24 protein-coding genes are annotated in these 24,059 nt (G+C 68.6%); 14 read left to right on the plus strand and 10 right to left on the minus strand.

Annotated features, from left to right (window positions below; genetic code table 11):
- Nucleotides 1–9 precede the first annotated feature (9 nt).
- Entirely contained in the window at nt 10–1,239 is a 1,230-nt protein-coding gene (locus ADY59_RS22775) for an MFS transporter (protein ID WP_049565272.1), read from the minus strand.
- A 155-nt stretch (nt 1,240–1,394) separates the two neighbouring features.
- Here ADY59_RS22775 and ADY59_RS22780 point away from each other — a divergent pair, with 155 nt between their 5' ends.
- A complete protein-coding gene (locus tag ADY59_RS22780; protein ID WP_156325665.1) occupies nt 1,395–1,994 on the plus strand; it encodes a TetR/AcrR family transcriptional regulator in 600 nt (199 codons plus the stop codon).
- A gap of 51 nt (nt 1,995–2,045) precedes the next feature.
- Here the strand turns inward: ADY59_RS22780 and ADY59_RS50205 are convergent, their stop codons facing one another.
- Nucleotides 2,046–2,315, minus strand: a complete 270-nt coding sequence (locus ADY59_RS50205; protein ID WP_156325666.1) for a hypothetical protein — start codon at nt 2,313–2,315, stop codon at nt 2,046–2,048.
- 246 nt (nt 2,316–2,561) lie between these two features.
- On the opposite strand from ADY59_RS50205, the gene ADY59_RS22785 reads away from it, so the two are divergent.
- On the plus strand, nt 2,562–3,185 hold the full coding sequence (locus tag ADY59_RS22785) for a DUF6461 domain-containing protein (RefSeq protein ID WP_049565317.1): 624 nt from the start codon (nt 2,562–2,564) through the stop codon (nt 3,183–3,185).
- Nucleotides 3,186–4,209: 1,024 nt separating this feature from the next.
- Nucleotides 4,210–5,007 carry an SAM-dependent methyltransferase gene (locus ADY59_RS22790; protein ID WP_049565276.1) on the plus strand — a complete coding sequence of 266 codons (798 nt, stop codon included), beginning with the start codon at nt 4,210–4,212 and terminating at the stop codon, nt 5,005–5,007.
- Between the two features lie 36 nt (nt 5,008–5,043).
- On the opposite strand, the gene ADY59_RS22795 is transcribed toward ADY59_RS22790, so the two are convergent.
- From ADY59_RS22795 to ADY59_RS22810, 4 genes are all read right to left on the minus strand, one after another.
- Entirely contained in the window at nt 5,044–5,553 is a 510-nt protein-coding gene (locus ADY59_RS22795; RefSeq protein WP_049565278.1) for a nitroreductase family protein, read from the minus strand.
- Nucleotides 5,554–5,593: 40 nt separating this feature from the next.
- Entirely contained in the window at nt 5,594–5,809 is a 216-nt protein-coding gene (locus ADY59_RS22800; RefSeq protein WP_156325667.1) for a hypothetical protein, read from the minus strand.
- 77 nt (nt 5,810–5,886) lie between these two features.
- Complete coding sequence (locus ADY59_RS22805) at nt 5,887–6,486, minus strand: hypothetical protein (RefSeq protein WP_156325668.1); 600 nt, start codon at nt 6,484–6,486, stop codon at nt 5,887–5,889.
- A 171-nt stretch (nt 6,487–6,657) separates the two neighbouring features.
- The gene (locus tag ADY59_RS22810) at nt 6,658–7,224 is read right to left on the minus strand and encodes a winged helix-turn-helix transcriptional regulator (RefSeq protein WP_082310324.1); all 567 of its coding nucleotides are present in this window, start codon (nt 7,222–7,224) and stop codon (nt 6,658–6,660) included.
- A 170-nt stretch (nt 7,225–7,394) separates the two neighbouring features.
- On the opposite strand from ADY59_RS22810, the gene ADY59_RS22815 reads away from it, so the two are divergent.
- Nucleotides 7,395–8,765 carry an MFS transporter gene (locus tag ADY59_RS22815; RefSeq protein WP_231618838.1) on the plus strand — a complete coding sequence of 457 codons (1,371 nt, stop codon included), beginning with the start codon at nt 7,395–7,397 and terminating at the stop codon, nt 8,763–8,765.
- Nucleotides 8,766–8,784: 19 nt separating this feature from the next.
- A complete protein-coding gene (locus ADY59_RS22820; RefSeq protein ID WP_049565285.1) occupies nt 8,785–9,273 on the plus strand; it encodes a pyridoxamine 5'-phosphate oxidase family protein in 489 nt (162 codons plus the stop codon).
- A 466-nt stretch (nt 9,274–9,739) separates the two neighbouring features.
- Here ADY59_RS22820 and ADY59_RS22825 read toward each other — a convergent pair whose 3' ends face one another.
- Nucleotides 9,740–13,102: an AfsR/SARP family transcriptional regulator gene (locus tag ADY59_RS22825; protein ID WP_197093793.1), complete on the minus strand. Its 3,363-nt coding sequence runs from the start codon at nt 13,100–13,102 to the stop codon at nt 9,740–9,742.
- Nucleotides 13,103–13,509: 407 nt separating this feature from the next.
- On the opposite strand from ADY59_RS22825, the gene ADY59_RS22830 reads away from it, so the two are divergent.
- Complete coding sequence (locus tag ADY59_RS22830) at nt 13,510–14,484, plus strand: GlxA family transcriptional regulator (RefSeq protein ID WP_197093794.1); 975 nt, start codon at nt 13,510–13,512, stop codon at nt 14,482–14,484.
- A gap of 90 nt (nt 14,485–14,574) precedes the next feature.
- Here ADY59_RS22830 and ADY59_RS22835 read toward each other — a convergent pair whose 3' ends face one another.
- Nucleotides 14,575–15,036, minus strand: a complete 462-nt coding sequence (locus tag ADY59_RS22835) for a winged helix-turn-helix transcriptional regulator (protein ID WP_049565289.1) — start codon at nt 15,034–15,036, stop codon at nt 14,575–14,577.
- Between the two features lie 183 nt (nt 15,037–15,219).
- Here ADY59_RS22835 and ADY59_RS22840 point away from each other — a divergent pair, with 183 nt between their 5' ends.
- Both ADY59_RS22840 and ADY59_RS22845 read left to right on the plus strand, forming a co-directional pair.
- Entirely contained in the window at nt 15,220–16,662 is a 1,443-nt protein-coding gene (locus ADY59_RS22840) for an MFS transporter (protein WP_197093795.1), read from the plus strand.
- A 188-nt stretch (nt 16,663–16,850) separates the two neighbouring features.
- Complete coding sequence (locus ADY59_RS22845; RefSeq protein ID WP_049565292.1) at nt 16,851–17,570, plus strand: aspartate/glutamate racemase family protein; 720 nt, start codon at nt 16,851–16,853, stop codon at nt 17,568–17,570.
- An 80-nt stretch (nt 17,571–17,650) separates the two neighbouring features.
- Here ADY59_RS22845 and ADY59_RS22850 read toward each other — a convergent pair whose 3' ends face one another.
- On the minus strand, nt 17,651–19,300 hold the full coding sequence (locus ADY59_RS22850; protein ID WP_049565296.1) for a glycoside hydrolase family 99-like domain-containing protein: 1,650 nt from the start codon (nt 19,298–19,300) through the stop codon (nt 17,651–17,653).
- A 321-nt stretch (nt 19,301–19,621) separates the two neighbouring features.
- Here ADY59_RS22850 and ADY59_RS22855 point away from each other — a divergent pair, with 321 nt between their 5' ends.
- From ADY59_RS22855 to ADY59_RS22870, 4 genes are all read left to right on the plus strand, one after another.
- A complete protein-coding gene (locus ADY59_RS22855; RefSeq protein WP_049565297.1) occupies nt 19,622–20,080 on the plus strand; it encodes an Lrp/AsnC family transcriptional regulator in 459 nt (152 codons plus the stop codon).
- Nucleotides 20,081–20,236: 156 nt separating this feature from the next.
- Nucleotides 20,237–20,767 carry a DinB family protein gene (locus ADY59_RS22860; protein ID WP_082310326.1) on the plus strand — a complete coding sequence of 177 codons (531 nt, stop codon included), beginning with the start codon at nt 20,237–20,239 and terminating at the stop codon, nt 20,765–20,767.
- 204 nt (nt 20,768–20,971) lie between these two features.
- The gene (locus ADY59_RS22865) at nt 20,972–21,556 is read left to right on the plus strand and encodes a hypothetical protein (RefSeq protein WP_049565299.1); all 585 of its coding nucleotides are present in this window, start codon (nt 20,972–20,974) and stop codon (nt 21,554–21,556) included.
- Nucleotides 21,557–22,001: 445 nt separating this feature from the next.
- Nucleotides 22,002–22,484 (plus strand): hypothetical protein, encoded by a 483-nt coding sequence (locus ADY59_RS22870; RefSeq protein ID WP_197093796.1) that lies wholly within the window; start codon nt 22,002–22,004, stop codon nt 22,482–22,484.
- A 70-nt stretch (nt 22,485–22,554) separates the two neighbouring features.
- On the opposite strand, the gene ADY59_RS22875 is transcribed toward ADY59_RS22870, so the two are convergent.
- Nucleotides 22,555–23,019 (minus strand): MarR family winged helix-turn-helix transcriptional regulator, encoded by a 465-nt coding sequence (locus tag ADY59_RS22875; RefSeq protein WP_049565302.1) that lies wholly within the window; start codon nt 23,017–23,019, stop codon nt 22,555–22,557.
- A 112-nt stretch (nt 23,020–23,131) separates the two neighbouring features.
- On the opposite strand from ADY59_RS22875, the gene wrbA reads away from it, so the two are divergent.
- Nucleotides 23,132–23,752: an NAD(P)H:quinone oxidoreductase gene (wrbA, locus tag ADY59_RS22880; RefSeq protein WP_049565303.1), complete on the plus strand. Its 621-nt coding sequence runs from the start codon at nt 23,132–23,134 to the stop codon at nt 23,750–23,752.
- A 30-nt stretch (nt 23,753–23,782) separates the two neighbouring features.
- A complete protein-coding gene (locus tag ADY59_RS22885) occupies nt 23,783–23,992 on the plus strand; it encodes a PF20097 family protein (protein WP_156325670.1) in 210 nt (69 codons plus the stop codon).
- Nucleotides 23,993–24,059: the final 67 nt, after the last annotated feature.

Here is a 24,059-nt window from a genome sequence, read left to right on the forward strand (position 1 = left end):
CCACTGATGTCATGCGGGCTTGGGGATGCTGCCCGAGGTGGGCTCGGGCTGGAGGTCGGTCTGGGGCGCGGGTGGCTTGAGGAAGCTGGTGGCCCAGGCGACGGGGATGGCGATGACGGCGATGATGAGAGCGGTGATGATCGGGGCGGTGGCGGTGAAGTTGCCGATGGCGGCGCCGCCGGCGACGGAGCCTGCGGCGATGCCGACGTTGGCGGCCGAGGCGGGCAGGGAGGAGGCCAGTGCGCCTCCGGGGCCGGCCAGGCTGACGACGCGGTACTGCAGGGAGGGGACCATGCCCATGGCGAACAGCCCCCAGGCCAGCAGCGCGATGGCGACGAGGAAGGCGACCGCGCCGACGAAGTAGAGGGCCAGCAGGCTGAGGGCCACGCCCATGGTGGCGATGGTCAGGGTGCGGGCGGCGTTGCTGTCGGCGAAGCGGCCGCCGAGGATCGAGCCGGCCGCGCTGGCGACGCCGTACGCCAGGAGGAAGGCGCTGATCAGCGGGCCGGAGATACCGGTGATGTTCTGCAGGAAGGGCACGATGTAGGTCAGGGCGGCATACAGCGAGGCGAAGCCGAGGGCCTGCAGGGCGAGCAGGGCCAGCACCCGGGGGGCGAAGGCGTACTTGGCCTGGTTGCCCGCGCCGCCGCCGGTGCCGGCCACGGACGGGATGAGCGCCAGCGTGGCGATCAGCGCGATGACGGCGAGCGCGATCACGGCGACGAAGGAGCCGCGCCAGCCCAGCTGCTGGCCGATCAGCGTGCCGATGGGGACACCGAGGGCGCCTGATACGGCGAAGCCGCCGAAGACGGCGGAGATGGCCCGGCCCATCCGCTCGGGGGGGACGATGGAGGTGGCGACGATGAAGGCGACGGCGACGAACAGGCCGCCGAGCGCGCCGGTGATGACGCGGGCCACGACGAACAGGGTGTAGTCGGCGATCAGCACCGGAGCCAGGTTGCCGATGACGCACAGCAGGAGCGCTGCGGCCAGGACCGTCCGTTTGTTCAGCTTGATCGTCGCGGCGGCCAGGAGGGGCCCGCCGATGGCCACGCCGAGCGCGTAGGCGGTCACCAGGGCCCCGGCCGCCTGGATGGACACGTCGAGGTCGGCGGCGATCACGTTGAGCACGCCTACCGGGAGCAGTTCTGCACTGCCCAGCACGAATGTTCCGAGGAACAGCGTCGCCAGGGCCAGGGCGGTGTTGCCCTGGCCGCGCGCCGCTTGCTGGCTTGTCATGCGGGACCTTTCTTGTCGCATCGCACGCGGTTGCCGCGACGAGCTCGTTCATTGCCGGCGGGCGGGAGCTGAGCGGCGCCGCCAATGTTAGGGATCGTTCCCTTTCAGCTAGACTATAGGGAACGATCCCTAACATCGCAATCGGGAGGGGCGTCGTGCACAGAACCGCCGCGAAGACCAGGTCCCACGTGCTGCGAGTAGCTGGTGACCTCTTCTACCGAAAGGGCATCCGGGCGACCGGCGTCGACCTCGTCGCCGCCGAAGCCGACGTGGCCCCCACCACCCTGTACCGCCTGTTCGCCTCCAAGGACGGACTGGTCGGCGCCTACGTCGAAAACACCCACCAGGACTTCCGCCGGCAAGTGACCTCGGCGATGCGGTCGGCAGCACCCGACCCGCGCGACCAGATCCTGGCCATCTTCAACCTGGTCCTCGAACAAGTCAGCTCCGAGCAGTACCGCGGCTGCCCCATGCTGATGGCGCTGGCGGAGTTCCCGGACCCCGACCTGCCGGCCCACCGCAACGCCGTCACCGCCAAGACCTGGTTCCGCGACACCATGGGCGAACTGACCAGCCGGCTCGGCGCCGACGATCCCGCCGAGGTGGCCGACCACCTCACCCTGGTCTTCGAAGGCCTGCACGCCTCAGGCCAATCCCTCGGCCCGCACGGCCCCGCCGCACAGGCACGCAACCTCGTCGAAAAAATCATCGCCGGCACTTCGCCGAACGCCCGCCAGGCGGGAAAGGCGAGTTGAACCGGCGGCAGGCCCCCGCACTGCTGTGCGAGGGCCTGCCGGCGAATCAGTTCACGGTGCCACCTGAATCCAGAGCTCCACCCAGTACGTTCCGGGCCTGCATTCGAAGTCGTACCATTCGTTGTTATTGACTCCACGGTAGCCGCGGTCGTAGCACAGCCACCAGGGGTTGGGGCCGTAGTAAGTGTCATAGTAGCGGAGCGGCGTTTTCGCGACAGCGCTGGACGCACCGGCTTCTGCTGCTGCCTGAACGGGGGTTGCGGCTGCCACGCCGGCGGCGAGGAAAAGGCTTGCGGCGGCGACCGTCAGTAGTTTGCGCATGAACGACTCCGTTTCCCGAATTTTCGGATGCCGGGGCCAAGCATGACAAACAGGCGATTCCGAGAAGGGGTCAAATGCGGCCAGATTCAACCGAAATTCAGCCAGTTTCCCAGAAGGACATTGCCTGTTGCATTCGAGGCAACCGCGAATTCACCATATGCACAACTTCCAGGATCGAACCACGGCGACTGCATGCGGATCCTTGAGCGCTCCTATTGTGTCGGTGGGTGCTGCGATCATGCCGGGATGATCGCGACCCCTGACGACTACTCCTGGTTCTCCCCTGAGCGCTTCCCCGGCCTGGCGGACGCCTACTGCCTCACCTACGTCCGCGGCCTGACGCCTGAGGAAGTGGTGACCCGGCTCGGCGTCCGGGTTGGCGACTGCTCTCGCATGACGCTTGATGAGCTGGTCCGGCGGCAGACCTTCGGTGCCGTCGCCGTTGGGGACTGGGCGCTCCTCGTCGAGGCCTACAGCGGGCTCGGCGTCACCGAAGAGATCATCATGCCGCTGTCGGCGGGCACCCGGCTCGTCTCCCACTTCTACCTCGACGTCGACGACATGGATTACTTTTACTGGATCGACGACGGGAAAATCCGGTTCGAGTTCGCGTACCAGGAAGGCTATTCCCACTGGATCAAGGACGGGAAGATCCAGTTCATGTTCGGGCACCATGAGAGCTACTCGGAGCAGATGCCGGACGAAGTCGCAGAGACTTTGGAGCGGATCGACTCCCCCGTCTACCCGATCGCCGCCCCCCACGAAGGGCCGGCGTTCCTCTTGGCCGAGCGCCTCACCGGGATCACGATGACGGCGCGCCTGCTGGAGGAGTCCACCTACCTGTGCGGGGTCGTGCCCGGCTCGAGGTGAGCAGAACCCAGTTGGCCGTGGCAGGTGGATCACTTCGCTGCCTGCTCCTGCAGGCTCCACCGGGGGCCTGCCGTTTCAGACAATCTGGCCGGCCTGAGTCTCATGCTTTGGCTCTGGGACGTCACTGTCGGAGCGCGTGGGCCAGGCCGAGACGGCTGGAGGTGGAGGCGCGGTCGTCGACGATGAACCGTCCGACGCGGCTGGCGGCTGGTGGACGGCTGCGCCGGGAGGCGACAGCACGATCACCACACATCAGAATGCGCCGAACGTGAATGCTCACACCGGCCGGCGAGGTGTATGGCAGAAGTACTGCCAAGAGTGGCAGAAATGACGACATCCGCTGACTGTGGCATTGACATAATGAATGGTGTCGGAGTCCTACTTCGACGCGCCCACATCGCGAATGGAGAATGATGTCCACTGTGAAGCGTAGTTTCAGTGCGCTCGCACTGTCGCTGATGGCAGTTTCAGCCGTTGGCGTGCTGAGCGCGACTCCGGCGAGCGCGGAGGTGTTCCAGGCGCCTTACTCGGCCGACAGTTCCCTCGTATCAACGACGGGGGTCACACCGGACGGCAACGGCTGCGTGACGGCGGACAAGATCTGGTGTTGATCGATTCATCAGGGTTGAGGCCTGACCGCCGACCCTGATCACGGCGTTGCGCTCGCGGCTCCCGTCGATCATTTCTGTCACCCACGCAGAAGATCACAGCAGGGGCCGCGAGCGCAACAGACCGCCCACGCACGGGCCGCCGCCGTCGGCGCGGGCAGCACGCGGGCCCACAGTCAGCGCTTTCGTCTATTTTCGACTGCATATAGAGGCGCACCATCCGGGCTCGCTGACTGCCATTCTTCGCCGAATTCCTGCCTACCGACTCCGGGGGCTCCCTTTCGGCGGCTGTTGCGCATGCCGGAACAGCCGGCTCCTGGCGAGCGCGCGAGACCTTGCTCACGCGGCCAAGGGTCGATGTCCGGACTTTTTGTGAAATGGTCAGCAAGGGAGTTTGATCCATTAATCTTCCCTCCATGGACCTACCTGGCGTGGACCCCAGCGTGCCGAGCGCGGCGCGCATCTACGACTATTTGCTGGACGGCAAGGACCACTTCGCCTCAGATCGCGAGGCCGCCGAAACAGTGCTCCAGTCCGTGCCGAACGCGCGCAGGAACGCCAAGGCCAACCGCGCCTTCATGAGCCGGGCCGTACGCGCTCTCGTCGACGCGGGTGTCCGTCAGTTTCTCGACATCGGCGCCGGGTTGCCGACACAGGAGAACGTCCATCAGGTGGCCCAGCGCGCGGCGCCGAGCTCACGGGTGGTCTACGTCGACAACGACCCCGTGGTGCTCGTCCATGCCCGCGCGCTGCTCGCCGACAACCCCGACACGGTGGTCGCCCCGGCCGACATCCGCGACCCGGCCGCCCTCCTCCACCACCCCACGGTGCGAGGCCACCTGGACTTCACCCAGCCGGTGGCCGTGCTGCTGCTGGCCATCCTGCACTTCATCTCCGACGACAAGGAGGCGGCCCACATCGTCGCCGAGCTCCGCCGTCCCCTGGTGTCCGGCAGCCACGTGGCCATCTCCCACGGTCACCCCGGCGAGCTGACCGGTGACCTGGCGGAGAAGGGCCGCGAGCTGTACGGGCGCACCCGCCAGGGAGTCGCCGTCGGCCGCACCCGCGCGGACATGGCCGCGTGGCTCGACGGCTTGGAGCTCCTGGACCCAGGCATCGTCTCCATCCAGGGCTGGCGCCCCGAGGACGACTTCGACCCCATCCCCGACCCGACGGAACCCGGCGTCTTCGGCATGGTCGCGAGAGTCCCGTAGGGCTGGTTGGGCCCGTCGCAGGGACGGCGGGCAGATTCAGCGCTCGATGACCAGATCCCGCAGAGGCAGTCGTCCTTGAGGGATCGCCGGGGTGCCCGGCGGGGCTGGGGCCGGATGGCCGAGCGAGATCGCCGTACGGACGTGCCAAGGTTCGTGGAGGCCGGCGAGCGCGGTGGCCGTGCCGGCGTTCGCCTCGGGGAAGAACGAGGCCGGGCAGGTGCCGAGCCCCAGGGCGTGGGCGGCGAGCATGATGTTCTGGGCGGCCCTGCCCGCGTCGAACTCGGCGTCCTGCGTGCTCAGCGTGGCGTCCACGGCCAGCAGGATCGCCACGGGAGCGCCCGCCAGATGCCCGGCGTATGCGCCGAGCAGGCCGAGCTCCCGCAGCAGGGCCCGATCGCGGACCACCACGAATCGCCACGGCTGGCGGTTGCGGGCCGAGCCCGCCCAGCGTCCCGCCTCCAGCACCGCGATCAGGTGCGCGTCCTGGACGGGCGCCGCGGTGAACGTGCGAGTGGCTCTGAGACTCGTGATCAGCTCCGGCGACATGCGTGCCAGGCTAACTCCGCGGCGGACCGGGACCGGCAGGTCAGGCGCTGGCGTCCGCTCGCCAGCGTGCCAGAATGGCCGTGTCGTCCTGGTCTCCGTGCCAGGCGGCCGCCTCGGGGATGGCGAAAGGCAACCAGTCTGCGTAGTCGGGAGCGTCGGGAGCGATGTCGCGTGTCCCCTCGACCCGGGTGCCGTCCGGCAGCGTGGTCGGCTCGGGGACGCGAAGGACTCCACCGGCCAACATGATGGCGGTCATGAGCAGTGTCCCTTCCGTCTCACGCGTGCCCTTCCCTGCCCAGCATAGCGCGCGGGTCCGATCGTGAAGGAAGTCCTTCACCCGATCCCGTAACGGCCGGCCAGCCACATATGGGCCTGCTGGGCGGCATACTCGTCGCCGAACAGCATGATCAGCCGACGGGCCCGGCGGGTCAGGGCGCACGCGAACGCCTCGGCGAAGAGCTCGGCCACGTCCTGCCGATAGGGCGGCGCCAGGTGCTGGGCGCGAAGCCGGTGCAGCTCGGTCCAGAACTCGCCCCGGGACGGCATCCCGTCCAGATGGTCCGTGGCATGCCCGAGCTCATGACCCGCCACGCTCACCGACGGGGAGGGCACGCTCCCGACCCCGATCCGGCGCCGGTTGGGGTCGTACACCCCGGCGCTGCGCTCCCAGCCTCCTTGCTGCACCGGCAGCTCGACCCCGCGCAGTTCGCCGAAGCCGGGCAGGTCCGGCACGGCACCGGGCCCGACCACGACCCCGCCGGTCAGGTGAGCGGCCAGCCGCACTCCCAGCGCACGCGGCACCGCGGCCAGCGTCATGATCGCCAGCAGGACCTCGGCCGGCGGGAACGTGCCCGGGTCCCAGGCGCGCACCAGCCGTTCCTCGATCGCGCCGACATCCATCCAGCCCGGCCGTCCCCTGCTCTGGCTGGCCACACCCGTCTCCCCCGGTTGCTCACACTGGACGGCCGCAGGCCGCTCCCGCGTGCGAGCAGGGGGCGCCGGAACGGCGTCGATGATCGCGAACTCTAGCGGCGCCGGTAGCTTCGCGCAGCCGTGTTCCAATCAGGGGCCGGGGGACGTGCGGCGATCAGGTGGCCGGGCGCGTCACGCCTCCAGGAAGCCCGGGCGGCCCCGGTCGGCGGCGGCCCCTGCGAGGACCCGTCTGGCCGGGCCGGGTGGGCCACTGGCCGGCAAGGCGGCGTGGGCGATGGCGGCGCGTTCGGCCGCCTCGCGCTCGGCGGCTTCCTGTTCCGCTGCGCTGCGGTCGTCGTAGGCGGCGCGGGCCGCGGCGATGGCGTTCTGGTGTTCCTCGGTCCAGACGACGAGGGTGCGGATGGTGCTGTGCAGGGTCGCGCCCATCGGCGTCAGCGCGTAGTCCACGCGCGGCGGGACGGTCGGGTGCACCGTCCGGCTCACCAGCCCGTCGCGCTCCAGGTGCCGCAGGGTGCGGGTCAGCATCCGCTGGCTGACGCCGTCGATCGCGCGGCGCAGCTCGGTGAAACGCAGGCTGCGTTTGTCCAGCAGTGCGATCACCAGGAGCGACCACTTGTCCGCGATGCGGTCGAGGATCTGCCGCACCTCGCAGTCGGCGCGCTGGTCCCACTGAAGAACGTCGTCGTCGACGCCGGTATCCCCGCAGTAACCGAGGGACTCGAAAGTGCCGTCTTCCATGCTCACTGATGGTGCCCGACGATGCTGTCGGTTACAAGAGGGAACCGACGGGCATCCGGAGAACCACCCTGGGCCCGGTTCCCGCGACAAGAGGGAGCCGGGTACCGATGTCCAATTCCGTCACTGGATCCGCCGGTGGGCCAGTCCGTCTGGCGGGGCGTTCGTGGGGCGTGCTGCTGGTGCTGTGCGGCGCGATCTTCCTGGAGGGGATCGACGTGGCGATGCTGAACGTGGCGCTGCCGTCGATCCGCGCCGACCTGGGGCTGTCCACCGGGATGCTCAGCGGGGTCGTCAGCGCCTACGTGCTGGGCTACGGCGGGTTCATGTTGCTGGGCGGGCGCGCCGCCGATCTGCTGGGCCACCGCCGGATGTTCGTCCTGTGGCTGACGGTCTTCCTGGTCTTCTCCGGGCTCGGCGGATTCGCCACGGAGGGCTGGATGCTGCTGACCGCCCGGTTCGTCACGGGGGTCGCGGCCGCGTTCATGGCCCCCGCCGGGCTGGCGCTGGTCACGTCCAACTTCCCGGCGGGGCCCGCGCGTACCAAGGCGCTCGGTGTGTACGCGGGGACGGCGGCGGGCGGGTTCTCGCTCGGCGTGGTCGCGGGCGGCGCGCTCGCCTCGTTCGGCTGGCGATGGGTGTTCTTCGCGCCGGTGATCCTGTCGGCGCTGATCCTGGTGGCGGCCCTGGTCCTGGTCCGCGACACGGGCGGCGAGCGCCCATCGGGCGGCTTCGACCTGGCGGGGGCGTTCACCATAACCGGGGCGATGCTGCTGCTGGTGTACGGGGTCGTCCGGCTTGAGCACGCCGGCGACGGCCCCGGTCTGACCGCCGGCGTGTTCGCGGCGGGCCTGGCGCTGCTGGCGCTGTTCACCGCGATCGAGCGGCGGTCCTCGTCCCCGCTGCTGCGGCTGGGCATCCTGCGGACGGCGCCGCTGGTGCGCGTGAACGTGGCCGCGCTGCTGTTCCTGGCCGCGTTCGCGGGCTTCCAGTTCCTGGCCACCCTGTACTTCCAGGAGCTGCGCGGCTGGAGCACGATGCAGACCGGCCTGGCCATGCTGGTGATCGGCATCGACACCGTCCTCGCGCCCCTCCTGACGCCGCGCCTGGTGAACCGCTTCGGCAACACCCGCGTGCTGTTCGGTGGCATCGTCCTCGCGGTGGCCGCGTACGCGCTGTTCCTTCCCCTCGGGATGGACTGGACGTACGCCGCCATGCTGCCGGCGCTGGTCCTGCTCGGGCTGGCCTTCTCCCTGGCGTACGGTCCGCTGACCATGGCCGCCACCGACGGCGTCGCGGAGGACGAACACGGCCTGGCGGGCGGCCTGCTCTACACCTCCATGCAGTTCGGCACCGCGCTCGGGCTGTCGGCGGTCACCGCCGTCAGCGTCGCCGCCGGGTCGGGTCTGGACGCCCTGCGCACCGCGCTGATCGTTCCCGTGGTGGCGGCGGCGCTCGGCGCGATCGTCATCGCGTTCGGCCTGCGGGCGCCCGCCGTGCCGGACACCGCACCGCCGGACGCGACCACCCCGGCCGCCGCCTGAGCAGGGAAGGAGAGAACCGATGGCCACGCGAGTGATGTCGTTCGCCGAGATCAAGCCCCAGTTCGACACCTACATCGGCGACATCGTGTACGCGACCATGACCACCGTCGACACGAGGGGACGGCCTCGCGCACGGGTGCTGATCCCGGTCTGGGAGACCGTCGACGGCGCCCCGACGGGTTGGCTGGCCACGTACAAGACGCCGGTCAAGGCCGCCCACCTGGCGGGCAACCCGCACACCACGTTCTCCTACTGGACGCCACGGCAGAACGCGGTGAGCGTCGACGCCGTCGCCGCCTGGGTCGACGACCTGGAGATCAAGCGGCACGTGTGGGACCTGTACCGGCGGACGAGCCCGAAGGGGGCCGGGTACGACCTGGGCAACTTCTGGCACGACGGGCCCGGCGATCCGGAACTGCACGTGCTCCGGCTGGAGCCCTGGCGCATCCAGGTGATCAGGGGGGCTGACCTGCACAGCCGAATCTGGTACGCCCCGGAGAAGCCCTGACAGGAGGGCGGCACTTCACGGCAGACGTGCCACCGTGGCCCCGACCTGTCGCATGCCGGTCTGGTCACCGCACTCGCTACGCGACGCGAAGCGGTGACCAGATCGGCGGGCACACGCCCCTCCTGTCGAAGGCCCCGGGCAAGCCAGGCCCTCCGGCGTTGGAGGTGAATGCTCTTTCCGGGTGTTGTGCTTGCGGGATCCAGAAAGGTGCTCCCCTATGATCTTCTGTGAAGAAACGGCTCATCAAGAGGGCATCCAGCCAACCTTCGCCTGAATCCTGACTCCGCAGACGCCGCTTCGCCGTCGCCAGGCCGAGGCCGCTGCCATCGCCCGTCACTACGGCCGACCAGAGCGTCGAATGTGCCCATAGCTGCGGATTCTCCTCGCATGCTGGGATCGCCGGACGAGGCCCGGGGACCTGGTGCGACTGGGCCCTCGGGTGCAGGGGGCCGGAAGGGAGGCATCATCACGTCTCGCGGCGCGGGGCGTTGCCTTCCTCCTGCTGAATGAGGACGCTGACCTCGGCGGCTTCGGGGCTGCCGACCGCGGAGAACAACGCGAGCGCCTGCCGCCAGTAGGGCGCCGCAGCGCGGATTCCGCCCTCTTCGTGGAGCGCGTGCCCGAGCACCCGAAGGGCGCGGGCCTCACCGAGGCGATGGCCTGTCGCACGATGCAGGTCGATGGCCTGATTGACGTGGACGATCGCTTCGGCACGCGCACCACGGGCGATACCGGTTTCGGCGAGCGCCGTCAAGGCGAGCCCCTCCAGGACACGGAAGCATCGGTCGCGGGCGAGCGCGCAGGCCTGTTCGGCGTATGCGGCGGCTTCCGGGAGGCGGCCGAGGCTCCTGGCCGCCCTCGACAGGCCGATCAGGCTGGCCACTTCCGGATGACGGTTGTTGCCCTGCTTCGACGCGTCGAGCGCCTGCTGCCGGAACTCCAGGGCCTCGCGGTGCCGGCCGAGATCGTGATGGACCGCGGCGATGGCGTTCAGGGCGCCGGCCTCCAGGAGACGGTCCTCAAGGTCGTGACTCATCGCCAGCGCCTGAAAACCGAGATGGAGCGCCTCGGAATGGTGCCCGAGATCGCAGCGAACGGCTGCCAGCAGGACCAGGCACTCCAGCTCTACGCCACGGTCACCGGCCTGGCGGCTGAGGGAGATGCCCTCGTTGAGGTATCGGGACGCCTCGTCGAGCCGTCCCAGGCCGTGCTCGACCTCCCCCACGTTGCAGATGTAGACGGCAGGGTTGTCCTGGGCGAGTTCCAGGGCCTGATGGAGGTGGTCGAGGGCGAGTTTCAGCTGCCCCAGCTGGTTGTAGGCGACCGCCAGATTGTTGAGGTACGAGTCCAGGCCACGCTCCTGGTCCGTCCGCCGGGTGACGGCTCTGTTGAGGTGTTCGACCGCCTGCTGCGGATACCCCAGCCGCAGGTGGGCGTTGGCCAGCCCGTCAAGGGCGAAGGCCTGGCAGTCCAGCCAGCCGATCTCTTCTGCGAGCGACAGGGCGCGTGCGTACGGCTCCATCGACCGTTCAGGCCGGTCCTGGAACGTCTGGACGTTGGCCAGGCTCAACTGGATCACGGCCTCGGCCGCCGGGTCACCGGCTGCGACGGCGGCGGCGAGGGCGGCCTGGACGCAGGCGAGCCAGTCCTCCAGGCGTCTGCTCACCCAGAAGTGGCCGCGCAGCGCGTCGGTCAGCAGCCATACGTTCTCGTGCCGGCCGCGGCGCGACGCGTCATGGATCATCGCCACCAGGTTGGCGTGCTCCGTCTCCAACCAGGCCACGGCACGCTCCTGGGTGTCGAAGGTCGCCGGTCGCACGGCGCCCACGAGCGGCGGTGGCGGCAGACGTACCCAATGCGGATGGAGCAGGCGGGCGGCGGCCAGGACGCTGTGGAGGTGCCAGTCGTAGAGACGCTGCCGGGCCTCCGCCAGCTCGTCAGCGGTTTCGTCGGCGTGGGCGTGCTCGGCGGCGTAAAGGCGTAGCAGGTCATGGAAGGTATAGCGGCCGGGCGCGTGCGTCTGGATCAGGTGGAAGGAGGCGAGCAGGTCCAGCCTGCGTCTCGCCTCGGCTGTCGAGCAGCCCGCCAGGGCGGCTGCGCCCTCTGCGGTGAAATCCGTGCCCGGCATCAGCCCGAGCAGGCGGAACACCTTGCGCTGCGGCTCGGGCAGGGCCGTGTAGGACAGGCCCAAGGTGGCGCGCACGGCTGCTGCCTGGTCGCTCCCGGCTTCCAGGGCGGCCAACCGGTTGCCTTCGCGAAGCTCGTTCACGTAGTCGGGCAGGCTCAGGTGCGGGTTGGCGTCGAGATTGGCCGCCGCGATGCTGAGGGCCAGGGGCAGGCGGGAGCACAGTTCGCCGAGCTCGCTCTCCGCCAGCGGTGCCGCACGGAGGCGGTCTTCGTCCAGGAGGGAGACCAGCAGGGAATGGGCCTCATCCGGCGAGAAGACGTCGAGGGTGACGCGGAACGCGCCTTCCCGGGCGATCAGTCCGCGCAGCTGGTTGCGGCTCGTGATCAGCACCTGTGAATCCCCGCCGGGCAGCAGGGGGCGTACCTGTGCCTCGTCCCGGGCGTTGTCGAGCAGGATCAGCATGCGTCGCTGTGCCATCAGGGTGCGCAGCAGTGCCGACCGCGCGTCCAGCTCGGCGGGCAGCTCCGCCACCACGCCCAGTGCCCGCAGCAGCAGCTCCAGAGCGGCGGCAGGCTCGACCGGCGCACCGGGCCCGAACCCGCGGAGATCGACGTAGAGCTGGCCGTCGGGGAAGTGGCCGCTGGCCAGGTGTGCCCAGTGGATGGCCAGAGTGGTCTTGCCCACCCCCGCGGTCCCGTCGAGGATGGCCGGCCGCGGCGCCGGGCCGCCGGAGACGGGCAGGAGTCTCTTCAGCGTCGCCAGCTGGGCGAGGCGGCCGGTGAAGTGCGCGATGTCAGCGGGCATCTGCCGGGGAGGCGCGGCGGACGGCGCGGAGGCGGAGGAAGGTGCGGACGCGGAGCCACCGGTTCGCGATGGCTGTGCGGCCACGACGTTCAGCGGCTCGGGGACGACGGCCGTGCTGCCCGGCGTGGGAGGCATCAGCAGGGCTCGATCGCCGGTGAGGATGTCGTGATGCAGCTTCCGCAGCTCGTCACTGGGATCGACGCCCAGCTCCTGCCGGAGCACGTTGCCGACCGTGTGGTAGGCCTGCAACGCCTCGGCCTGCAGACCTGATCGATAGAGCGCCAGCATGAGCTGGGCCCACAGGCGCTCGCGCAGCGGATGCGCCGACGTGGCCGCCTTGAGCTTCACGACTATCTCATCGTGCCGCCCTGACCGCAGCCCCAGCTCGAACCAGCGTTCCAGCACCTGCACCCGCTGTTCGTTCAGCACCAGAACGTGATCGCGATACAGCGACTCCGAGGGCACGTCGACAAGGGCGGGGCCGCGCCACAAGGCCAGGGCCCGCTGGAGCAGATCGGCCTCACCTGCCTCGTCGCCCGCCTGGCTCGCTCTCCTGGCCTGGTTGACGAGATCGAGGAAGACGGTGACGTCGAGGTCCTCCGCCGCGAGCTTGAGGACGTACCCCTCCTCGCGGGTGTGGATCAGCTGCTGGTCGTCCCCGCGGTCGAGCAGGGTGCGGCGTAATCTGCCGATGTGCGTCTGGACGGCACCACGGGCATCGTCCGGGGCCTCCGGCCCGTCCCACATCCGTTCGGCGAGCAGATCGAACGACACGTGCTGATTGGCCCGTAAGAGCAGGGTGGCCAGGGCGATCCGCTGCTTGAGCGCCGGCACGGCCACCGGGAGCCCGTCACGTACTACCTCAAGGTCCCCCAGCAAGCCGAACCGCGTCCCCATGCGGGAACGATGCCACATCTGAGCGAGCGAAGACGCTTGACGACAGCGAAACGACGCCGGGATGACACCGGATGGCAGAAATGTGGGTTTTCGGGGGGCTCATTGCGATAAATGCGGCCTCTCGACGCCTCTCAAGCAACACCTGTTCGAAAGATTGAGGGTACTGATCGCGGAAGCGCACCGGAGGCCGCCGGCCGCGACCTACTTCTGAGCCGCCGCCGTACTCGCCGTGATCAGCAGGCTTCGTCAGTTACCTCAGGCTCGTAGGGGAAGGAGACTTCACGGTGCTCATTGGGGGACCACCATCGAGGCCATCTGTAAGCCGAGCCTGGCCGCAGCGACAGCCGCACGAAGGCCGTCAGCCACTCGAACTGTCCGTCAGGAAACCGCGGACCCCGTTCCGTTCCGTGGTCGCCTATGCCCCGTCCGGGGTCAGCGCCTTCGGGCTGAGCGCGGTCAGCGGCCTCTTCGCGGACCGCAGTCACCTGGGACTGCCGCCGTTCCATTTCTCCGTCTGCGCCGACAGAGCGGGCACCCTGATCACGGACTTCGGCATGTGCATGCAGGTGAAGCACGGGCTCGAGGCGCTGAGCACCGCCGATTTGGTCATCGTGCTGCCCAGCGAGCGCCGGCCGCTCACCGTGTCCACGGGTCTCAACCAAGCGCTGCTCGACGCGTTCCGCCGGGGAGCCCTCATCGCGGCCTACTGCGCAGGGTCGTTCCTGCTGGCCGAGACCGGCCTGCTCGAAGGCCTGCGCGCCACCACGAATCGGTCTTTGTCCACCTATCTGGCCCTCCGCCATCCGTCGGTCAGCGTGGAGGCCGACGCTTTGTACGTTGACGAAGGCCAGGTGGTCACCGGCGCCGGCGCGGCCGCCGGCATCGACATGTGCCTGCATCTTCTGCGCCGCGAACATGGCGTGGCCGTGTCCAACGCCGTGGCCAGGGAATGGATGGTGGCACCGCGTCGCGAAAGCGGGCAGACGCAGTACGTGCCCAGCTCCCCGGAGGCCGGCACCCGGTCGCTCACCGACGATGAGGACGCGCGCCTGGCCGAGCTGCTCGTCTGGGCCCGTACCCGGTTGAGTCAGCCCTTGACGGTCAATGAGCTGGCCCGACAGGCGCTGATGAGCTCGCGCACGTTCGCCCGCCGATTCCAGGCCGCGACCGGCACCACTCCCTACGCCTGGCTGACCGATCAGCGGCTTGACCTCGCAGAGGAACTGCTGGCGACCACCAACCTGTCGATCCGGGAGATCGCCGGACGCGTGGGGTTCCGCTCCAACGGCGTGTTACGCACGCAGTTCGTCAAGCGCCATGGCATCTCCCCGACCGACTACCGCCACCGCCAGCGGCGCGCGAACGGGCAAGAACCACGATAGTGAAGGCTTCCCGCCCGCCGCAGGATCCGTCACGACGACGCGGGCCGGGCGGGCCGGTCGAAGGTTGCCCCACCACCCGCGTCGGGTGAGTCATGCCGGAGACATCGCCTGCGCCGCGGGCTCCGCTTCGACCGCCTCGATGGCCACCGGCCGGCCGCAGCCATGGCAGACGGCCTGCTGGCGGACCTCGCCGCCGCACTCCTCGTGCCGGAAGGTGACGGGGGGATCGCCCGGCGCGGCCCAGCGGTCACCCCAGTGCGTCAGGGCCACGATGACGGGTTGCAGCTCGCGGCCCATGTCGGTCAGGACGTAGTCGTGGTACGGCGAATTCTCCGAGGACGGTTGCCGCTCCATCAGCCCCTCCTCGACGAACCGATCGAGCCGCGCGGCGAGGATGTTGCGCGCCACGCCCAGGCTGCGCTGGAAGTCACCGAAGCGGGTGATGTTCCGGAAGATCGCATGCCGGATGATCAGCAGGCTCCAGCGCTCGCCCACGATCTCGAGCGCCCGGGCCGCTGAGCAGTTCTGCGTTTCGTAGGTACGTCCAAGCACCGCTCCACCGTACCTCAGGGTGGTTGCATGATGATACTGCCTCCTGCTACGTTCCCCCTAGTTTCATCACGCAACCTCGCTGGTGAGCCCCGCCGGGCATGTGCGCGAGAGATCACCTGCCGGAAAGAAGCGGCAGGAACAGGAATTCCCCCGGACCCCCAGAAGACTTCGTCAGGAGAATCAGTGACCGCTCGTGATGTACGGATGACGTCCAAACAGGCATGGGTTCTGGGACTCGCCTCACTGGCGTCCTTCATGATGGCCCTGGACAGCCTGGTCGTGACGACGACGCTCGACTCGATCCGGAAGGATCTCACGGCATCGATCGAATCCCTCGAGTGGATCGTCAACGCCTACAGCCTGACGTTCGCGGTGCTGCTGCTGACCGGAGCGGCACTGGGTGACCGGTTCGGCCGCCGCCGGATATTCATCGCCGGGCTGGCGGTGTTCACGATCGCGTCGGTGGCCTGCGCGCTGTCGCCGGACATCGGCACTCTCATCGCGGCGAGAGCGCTGCAGGGGCTCGGCGCCTCGATGGTCCTGCCGCTGTCGCTCACCCTGATCAGCGCGATCTTCCCGCCGCAGCAGCGCGGCAAGGCCATGGGCCTGTACCTGGGCTTCACCGGACTGGCGACGTTCAGCGGCCCGTTCATCGGTGGCGTCATCGCCGAGGGACTGGCCTGGCAGTGGATCTTCTGGCTGAACCTGCCGGTCGGCCTGGTCGCGATCCTGCTCACCGCCCGTCGCGTCGACGAGAGCGTCGGCCCGAACAACCGCTTCGACGTGACGGGAGTCGTCCTCGTGACCCTGGGCGCGTTCGGCATCGTGTGGGCTCTGGTCCGCGGAAACGTGGCGGGCTGGAGCAGCGCCGAGGTCCTGACCGCGCTGGTGCTCGGTGTCGCGCTGGTCGTCGCCTTCGTGCAGTGGGAGCGACGCGCCCCCGCCCCGATGCTGCCGATGCGGTTCTTCAGGCTCAGGGCGTTCGCCACGGCCAACCCGGCGAACGCCGCCGTGTTCGCCTCGCTGTACGGCACCATGTTCTTCCTCGCACAGTACTTCCAGACGATGCACGGGGAAGGGCCGCTCGGCGCCGGCCTGCGGCTGATGCCCTGGACTGCCACGCTGATGGTGTGCGCGCCGATCGCCGGCCGGTTGGCGGACAAGGTCGGCGAGCGGAACTTCGTGGTGGGCGGGCTGCTGCTCCAGACGATCGGCATGTGCTGGATCACCCTGGTCGCCGACGCCGGCACCGGTTACCTCGAACTGCTGCCCGCGCTGATCGTCAGCGGTGCCGGACTGACCATGGCCATGCCCGCGGCGCAGAAGGCGGTGGTCGGAGCGGTGCAGCCTCAGGAGATCGGCCAGGCGTCCGGCGCCTTCATGACGATCCGCATGTTCGGCGGGGTGTTCGGCACCACCGTCACCGTCGCCGTCTTCGCCGGCGCCGGGGGCTACGCGTCGGCCGAGCAGTTCGGGCGAGGGTTCACGGCCGCGATGGGCGCCGTCACCGCGATCGCGTTCATCGGCATGCTCATCGCACTCGGCATTCCGGGCCGGCGGCCGCGCGCCGTCAGCGCGCCACCGCAGGCGGCAAGCGCCGTATCCCGGGGAGGAGGTGCCGCCTGAACGGCATTCGCCGGCAGTCGCCCATGGCGGAAAAGCGGCGAATGCCGGCAGTAATACGCCTTACCACTCGGGCGGGTCCATGAAACGATTGTCCCGTCACCTATCGCCATTCGGCGGCCCGGCCCCGTGTTTCCGTGGAGCGGGCGCATGCATAGAGCCATCGCCGACCACTTCAGATGGAGTTTCACATGCTCACCATCGGGCTTCTCCATGGCATGAGTAGCGTTGCGACCGTTGACTATTACCGGCGTATCAATGATCGGGTCAACGAACGCCTCGGTGGCCATGAACGCGCGGAGTTGCTGCTGTCGAGCGTCAACTTCGGCGTCATCGAACGGTACGTCAGGGCGCACGAATGGGACGCGGCCGGCGACTATCTGGCGAGCAAGGCCCGCGCCCTCGAACTCGCCGGGGCCGACTTCATCGTCTGCGGCAGCAACACCATGCATCGGGTGGCACCCGCCATCGAGGCGGCCGTTTCCGTGCCCTTCCTCCATATCGCGGACGTGGTCGCCGAGGCCGCGCATCAGCAAGGAGTACGTACGCTCGGCCTTCTGGGGACGCTGCCCGTCATGGAGGCGGACTTCTATCGTGACCGGCTCGCCGCATCGGGCCTGTCCGTCGTCGTCCCCGATCAGGTGGACCGCTACCTCGTCGATCAGGTGATCTTCGACGAGCTGACCCGCTACGTCTTCACCGATCAGTCGCGAGCCCAGTACCTGCGGATCATGGCGGACCTCGCCGCCCGCGGAGCGGACGCGATCATCCTGGGGTGCACCGAGATCACGCAACTGGTGGGTCCGCGGGACTTTCCCGCGCTGCCGCTCCTGGACTCGACCGGACTGCACGTCGAGGCCATCGTCGAGATGAGTCTGGCCACCGCGCGGTCCGAGCTGCAACGATCCTGAACCCGTTCGTACCGGCCGGGGTGCCATTCCCACCGCACCCCGGCCGATTCTTCACCGGTGGCCGAAGCCGATCCAGCCCCTCACCTTGAGGCCGATTTCTGCTGGGTCTGACACGGTGCGCCGGTATGCAGCGCGAGATGTTTGCGGACGAGCCCGAGGTACATGCATCCGTCCTTGGCGTTGGGCTCGATGACGCCGCCTTCGTGGAACTCGTTCCAGGCATAGATGCTGACGAAGTTGTCCACCGCAGAGATGCGCTGGGACCCACTGATGTCCTCGCGCACCCGCGACAGGGCCGCCCCGAACAGTTCTGGTGTCTGATCCTCGTAGTACCTGATCTTGCTACGGTCCGGAATCAGGTGCGGGAACCGAGGCCGCTCGTCGAAGTCCGACGCGGCACACCGCATGAACTGCGCCGGTCCGGCATCCATATAGGCGGGCATTTGAGACACGTAGTTCTCGTAGCTCTTGACACGGTCTATGCGCACGCCGCAGTACGCGCCGTCAGCGCCCCATCGGGCCGGGGCGCTCCTGTCGAGCATCGCCTCCCAGTTGCCGAGCACCAGCAGCTCTTCGCCCAGCACGTCACGCGCCTCGCGGCGGACGGCGTTCACGAACGCCTGCGTGTCCGCATCGCTGCCGTCGCCGACGCCGCGCCTGTCGCACAGGCTCAGGACGAGCCGTCCGTCGTTGGCCCGCAGATAGTTGGATCGGTCGAGGAACCCGCTCGTGAGGTGGCGGGCGACGGTGCCGAAATCCTCCTTGGGAATCTGCAGACCGCCCCACGGATGAGCGCAGATCGTCAGCGTGAAGTCGATGTCCAGTCTGTTGCGCGCCTGAGCGAAGGCGGCCAGCGAGGCCTTGAACACGGCGGGAGACTGCTTCTTCTCCGAATCCCAGTACCAGTAGAACTGGAAGAAATCCAGCCCGCCCGAAGTGGCTTGGGCGATGTGCTTCTCAAGCGTCTCCGGCCGGGAGTCGTCGTAGAATCCTATCTGCGGCTCCAGGTGCCGGAAATCGTCGTCCCAGCCCTGCGTGTTCTTCGGCACAGAGGGGTCTCCGCCGGAGAAATCCCGGACACCGCCCCACCAGTCGTCGTCCCGGCCATAGACATTCTTCGTCGCATTGATCATGTTCTTGGAGTCGGGATTGAACGTACCGAAGTAGATCGCCCCGGCACGAATCCATTGCGGGTAGATCCAGCCCAGTGGCCCATCGATGGAATAGCCGGCGGCGGTCATCTCGTGCGCGCGACTTTCGAGCGCCAGCCGCCAGACACCGGAGCGGCTGAAGCGCCACATCCGCTGCCTGCCCGGCGCTTGCTTGCTCCAGAGATGCCCCGCTACGCCTTCATAGGCGAACCGGCCCCCGGCAACGAGCCTGTCCCGCTCGGAGGCGGAGGCGGTGAGCAGGTAGGACGAGCCTGTCCGGAGCCGGTAGACCGGTTGCGAACCCGGGAATTCCGCTGTCCGCCAGTAGCCGGCCTGACCGTCCAAGCGGGTGAATCCATGGCGCGTCACCGCCGCTGTCGCCTCGCTCACCGACAATGTATACAAACGGCCGGCCCCGCCGGGCGCCAGTAATTCGAACATCGGAACAGGATCGGTGACCTGGGAAACGGGCGAGCCGGCGGCACGCGCGGGCCTTTCCGCGTCCTGCACCAACAGCATGCAGGCCATGACCAGTGCGGCGGCCCCTGCCATCCATGCCCTCAGCATCGTGAGAAGCACCTCTCAAATATGTCGGGAGAATACACGGCTTGCCATCGGGCCCGTTCCTGACCGCAGATCTTGTCACGATCTCCGCCCCCGGCGGCATGACGAGTACCTGCGGTTGGGAAATTCAGCGCTCTTTTCGTGGAGCGGCGCCGTGCCTTACCGCGGCATGGGGACCGTCCGCCGGGGCGGTCTCGTCGTGCAGTGCCTGCGCTCAGCTCGGGTCCCTGCGCGAGATGACGGTGCCATAGCCTTCGCCCGTGAACCGACGGCGGCAGAATTATTGGCAGGAAAAAGGCGATGCCTGTCATGACGACCTGAACGGATGGACCCCGAATGCGCAAACCCCTGGACCCGGTGGACAAGGAGATCGTCAGGCTCCTCGCCGCGCGGGGACGGATCAGCCACCAGGAGCTGGCACAGCGGGTGCGCGTTTCCCGGCCGGCCGTGCACGAGCGTGTCAAGCGACTGCAGCAGGACGGCGTGATCCGCGGCTATCGGGCGGTGGTCGACTGGTCCGCCATCGATCTCGGGCTGTGCGCCTTCGTGTCGGTGCAGGCCGAGCACGACCAGGTGGGCACCCTGGCGGACCGGTTGTTCGGCCTGGCGACCACCGAGGCGAGGGTCGAGGAGTGTCATCGCGTGACCGGCCAGTGGTGCGCCCTGCTGAAGGTCCGGGCGGCCTCTCCAGTCGCCCTGCAGCGGTTGCTCGACGAGATCGTGGCGATCGAAGGCGTCGAGGCCGTCGTCACCACCATCGTCCTCACCTCCTCCGAGGCAGTCGGCGGGGCGTGACCGGCTGACGAATCGTCAGCTCCGCACCCGGCGGACGACCGCGGTCCCGGGGTGCCGGACCGACGAATCGTCGCAGCTCACCACCATGCCTTGAGGCCGGCGTACGGACCGCCTACGGTTCCGAGCACCGAACCGGCCGACCCAGGGAGGACCTCGATGGCGCACACTCCCGCCATTGTGATTCCGGACGCGACGGGGGAGCCCGACGCCTATGTCGCATCGCTCCTCACGACACTCGGCGAACGCGACCCGCTCGACCAGCTCGCCGACACGCCAAAGGAGGTGCGCCGCCTCATCGACGGCCTGTCACGGGAGCAGTGGCTCGCCCAGCCGGACGGTGAGTGGTCCATCGAACAGAACGTCGGCCATCTCTTCGACGTGGACATCTGCTACGGCTTCCGTATCCGGCTCATCCTGAGCGAGGATCGGCCCAGCTATCCGGCCTACGACGAGAAGCGGCTGGTCGCCCTTCCCAAGCCGCCTCTGCCCGACCTGCTCGACGCGTGGGAGGCGATCCGCGGCGCCAACGTCGTGCTCTACCGGTCGATGGATTCCGCGCAGCAGGCCCGCACCGGCATCCACCCCGAGCAGGGCGAGGAGCCCGCGATCCGGCTTCCGCAGAAGATGGCCGGCCACGACATCGCCCATCTCAACCAGATCGTCCGCACCATCGAAGCCGTCGGCTGACGAGCCTCATCAGCCGTCCGAGCAGCGTATCCGTCAATCAGCGCCACTATCCTGCCAAGATCTACGGGCCGTGCTTCTCCGAGCTCGCCGCTGCGTAGAGTGCTGCCGACCTGCGGCCCTGTGACCGGGGCGTCGCCGTGAGCCCGCTGTCATCGAACACCGGCGAGCAGTACGCGCAAAAGCTACTCGAAGGGAATCACCTACATGGCCAGATCGTTCGGCCGCATGACCCGCCCCCTCGGCCTGGGCCTGGCGGTGACGCTGGGCACCTCGCTGTCCCTCGGCGTCGCCGCAACGCAGGCTTCCGCCGACACGACCGTCAAGAGCGGGTCGGCCACCACGGCGGCCGCTCAGCGGGTGAAGGTCTACGAACTGCTGACCAAGGATGGCGGCTACTTCTACACGATCAGCGAGTCGGAGAAGAACAACGCCGTCACCAAGCTCGGCTGGACGGTCACGGAGACGCCGCTGTACTACCTGTCGGCCAAGCCGTTCAACGGCGGCAAGCCGCTGTACCGGCTCCGCTGGCTGAAGAAGGCGTCCTACATCGTGACGGGGTCGGTCGTCGAGCGGGAGAAGCTGATGAGCTCGGGCAGCTTCCGCTACGAGGGAGTGCTCGGCTACGCGCCGGGCTCGGCCGAGGCGGGCGGCGACGTCAAGGTGTTCCGCCTGTCCAGCAACGGCCGGTGGCGCCTGGCCGTCGAGGCGCACAAGAACCGCATCCTGGTCAACGAGCCCGGCTGGGAGCTCAACGGCCCTCTGCTCTTCCAGTTCAAGCAGGCAAGCTGAGTATCCGAACGGGGACAGAGCATGCCGGGAAGCCACGGATGCTCTGTCCTTCCACCCGGTGCTGAGGCGGCCGGTGGCGCGAATCAGGCTGTATTTGGCCGGAACCATTCCTCTCTCACACCGGAGAAGCTGCCAAACTCGGTGGTTGCCTTACAGGTCACGACCGCAGCGGGGACGGTCGGCGAAGGCTTTCTCATGGGGGTGGACGGTGCCGAGACTAGGCGGCCTGCCGGGTGCGATGGCTCTGGTCGGGATGGCGGCGGCGGCATGTGGGCTCGCGCCGGTGGCCGCGCCCTCCCCCACGAGTCCCCCGCCCGCCTCGCCACCACACGAGGCCTCGCCCACGGCTGAGCCGTCCGCTGAGCCGTCCGCCAAATCCGTCCGGCTCGCGGTGCCCGGCAACCCCTGCCGCGTGCTCACCGCGTCGACCAGGTCGGAGCTCGGGATGCGACAGGGGAAGAAGGACCGTCTCGACCCGGCCTGCAAGTGGAGAAATAATCCCGGCGATGTCCCACCGTTCAGGTTCAGGGACCTCAGCATCGCTTATGACGCGGGCTTCAAGGAGTTCGCCGCCTCGTTGCAGGACGCGAAGCAGAGCTTCGCGACGAAGAGGAGAAGCGACTACCGGCAGCCCAGCGCCTTCGGCGGGGCTCCATCGGTGAAGGGCTCGATCCGGCAGGTCGGCACCGCCAACGCGGGCGAGCACTTCGACGAGGGCTACTACGTGTACTACGTCTACGAGATCGGCGAGGCCAAGCGCGGCGAGGGCAAAGCCGTCCTGCGCAAGGGCAACGTGGTGATCACCATCAGCTTCAGCGGCGCCGACGTGCCCGGGCGCAGCATGCGTGACGGCAAGCCCATCGGCAACGCCGCCGCTCAGGCTGCGATCGACCTCGTGGCGCCGCAGGCCATCGCCGCAGTGCGGTGACAGTGCCGCACCGCGCCCGCCCCGGTGCGTGCTCACCGCCGGCACCCGCGAGGGCGAGCGGGTGGCGAGGTCAGGACTCGGGCGGGGCCGGCGCGAGGTGGGCGAGCAGGGTCTCGCCGATGTCGCCGAGCTGCCGGAGCTGCTCGGGGGACAGGACGTCGACCAGGTGCTTGCGGACGCTCTCGACGTGGCACGGGGCCGCGGCGGCCAGCGCGGCCTGGCCGCTCTCGGTGAGCACGGCGACCCAGCCGCGCCGGTCGGAGGGCAGGTTCGCGCGCTTCACCCATCCGGCCTGTTCGAGCTTGCTGACGGCATGGGTGATGCGGCTCGGCTTGGAGTGGGTCCAGCGGGCCAGCTCGCTCATCCGCATCGTGTGCTCCGGCGCCTCCGACAGCAGGACCAGCAGCTCGTAGTAGGTGGGCGGCATCCCGGCCGCCTCCATCAGGTCCCGTTCGAGCCGGTCGGTGAGCAGCCTGGAGGCCAGGCCGTACGCCCGCCAGCTCCGTTGCTCCTCGTCGTTGAGCCATCGCGTCACCCGAAAAAGGTATCACGCTGGATAGTTGCGTACTGAAATATATTCGGCTACGGTCCTGAGGTATTCCAGTACTGAACTGTTCATTGCTGAACTCAGCCAGAGAGTGATCCACATGGACGTGAACATCGCCGTCGTCTACTACTCCGCCACCGGCACCATCGCCGACATCGCCAAGGAGATGGCCGAGACCGCGGAGAAGACGGGCGCGCAGGTCCGGCTGCGCAGGGTGGAGGAGTCGGCGCCGGCGGCGGCGATCGACAGCACCCCCGCCTGGGCCGCCAACGTCGCCGCGACCGCCGGCATCCCGGTGGCCGCCACGGAGGACCTGGTGTGGGCCGACGGCGTGCTGCTCGGCTCGCCGACCCGCTTCGGCAACGTCGCCGCGCAGCTCAAGCAGTTCCTCGACAGCCTCGGACCGGTGTGGCAGCAGGGGTTGCTCGCCGACAAAATCTACAGCGGCTTCACCTCGGCGGGCACCGGCCACGGTGGCCACGAGTCCACCTTGCTCGCGCTCTCCCACACCTTCCACCACTTCGGCGGGATCATCGTCCCGCCCGGCTACACCGACCCGGCCAAGTTCGCCGACGGCAACCCGTACGGGACCTCGCACTTCGACCAGGGCGGCACGGCCCCGGTCGACGAGACCACCCGGGCCGCCGCGCGCGTCCAGGCCGAGCGCGTGGTGCGCTTCGCCCGGGCCGTCAAGGCCGGAACCACGAGCGTGCCGATGTGACCGGGCTGCCCGCTACGTAGGCTGATGACCATGACGAACACCGCGCCGCCCTGCCCGATGTGCGCGAACGTGATGGAGGCGGGAGTCGTGGTCGGCAGGTCGCCGGGAGTCAAGTTCAAGAAGCAGATGGGCGTGCTGGGTGACATCGGCGGCATACGGCTGACGCGAGGATTCGGCTACCAGAGCGTCGAGGCGCTGCGCTGCGATGCCTGCGGCACCGTAGTCATACCGGGCAGTTGACGTGGCATCGGATTCGGCGCCGATTCCTTTCCTCCCCGCGCCCGGTCCCCATCTGTGACAGCGGAGG

Origin of the sequence: Nonomuraea sp. SBT364, assembly GCF_001083785.1 — a bacterium.
Lineage (GTDB): Bacteria > Actinomycetota > Actinomycetes > Streptosporangiales > Streptosporangiaceae > Nonomuraea.

What these genes read in the sequence shown, in the direction of transcription:
- ADY59_RS22775 (WP_049565272.1), bottom strand. Translation starts at nt 1,239, where the DNA reads ATGACAAGCCAGCAAGCGGCGCGCGGCCAGGGCAACACCGCCCTGGCC.
- ADY59_RS50205 (WP_156325666.1), bottom strand. Translation starts at nt 2,315, where the DNA reads ATGCGCAAACTACTGACGGTCGCCGCCGCAAGCCTTTTCCTCGCCGCC.
- ADY59_RS22785 (WP_049565317.1), top strand. Translation starts at nt 2,562, where the DNA reads ATGATCGCGACCCCTGACGACTACTCCTGGTTCTCCCCTGAGCGCTTC.
- ADY59_RS22790 (WP_049565276.1), top strand. Translation starts at nt 4,210, where the DNA reads ATGGACCTACCTGGCGTGGACCCCAGCGTGCCGAGCGCGGCGCGCATC.
- ADY59_RS22795 (WP_049565278.1), bottom strand. Translation starts at nt 5,553, where the DNA reads ATGTCGCCGGAGCTGATCACGAGTCTCAGAGCCACTCGCACGTTCACC.
- ADY59_RS22800 (WP_156325667.1), bottom strand. Translation starts at nt 5,809, where the DNA reads ATGACCGCCATCATGTTGGCCGGTGGAGTCCTTCGCGTCCCCGAGCCG.
- ADY59_RS22810 (WP_082310324.1), bottom strand. Translation starts at nt 7,224, where the DNA reads ATGGAAGACGGCACTTTCGAGTCCCTCGGTTACTGCGGGGATACCGGC.
- ADY59_RS22820 (WP_049565285.1), top strand. Translation starts at nt 8,785, where the DNA reads ATGGCCACGCGAGTGATGTCGTTCGCCGAGATCAAGCCCCAGTTCGAC.
- ADY59_RS22825 (WP_197093793.1), bottom strand. Translation starts at nt 13,102, where the DNA reads ATGGGGACGCGGTTCGGCTTGCTGGGGGACCTTGAGGTAGTACGTGAC.
- ADY59_RS22845 (WP_049565292.1), top strand. Translation starts at nt 16,851, where the DNA reads ATGCTCACCATCGGGCTTCTCCATGGCATGAGTAGCGTTGCGACCGTT.
- ADY59_RS22855 (WP_049565297.1), top strand. Translation starts at nt 19,622, where the DNA reads ATGCGCAAACCCCTGGACCCGGTGGACAAGGAGATCGTCAGGCTCCTC.
- ADY59_RS22860 (WP_082310326.1), top strand. Translation starts at nt 20,237, where the DNA reads ATGGCGCACACTCCCGCCATTGTGATTCCGGACGCGACGGGGGAGCCC.
- ADY59_RS22865 (WP_049565299.1), top strand. Translation starts at nt 20,972, where the DNA reads ATGGCCAGATCGTTCGGCCGCATGACCCGCCCCCTCGGCCTGGGCCTG.
- ADY59_RS22870 (WP_197093796.1), top strand. Translation starts at nt 22,002, where the DNA reads ATGCGACAGGGGAAGAAGGACCGTCTCGACCCGGCCTGCAAGTGGAGA.
- wrbA (WP_049565303.1), top strand. Translation starts at nt 23,132, where the DNA reads ATGGACGTGAACATCGCCGTCGTCTACTACTCCGCCACCGGCACCATC.
- ADY59_RS22885 (WP_156325670.1), top strand. Translation starts at nt 23,783, where the DNA reads ATGACGAACACCGCGCCGCCCTGCCCGATGTGCGCGAACGTGATGGAG.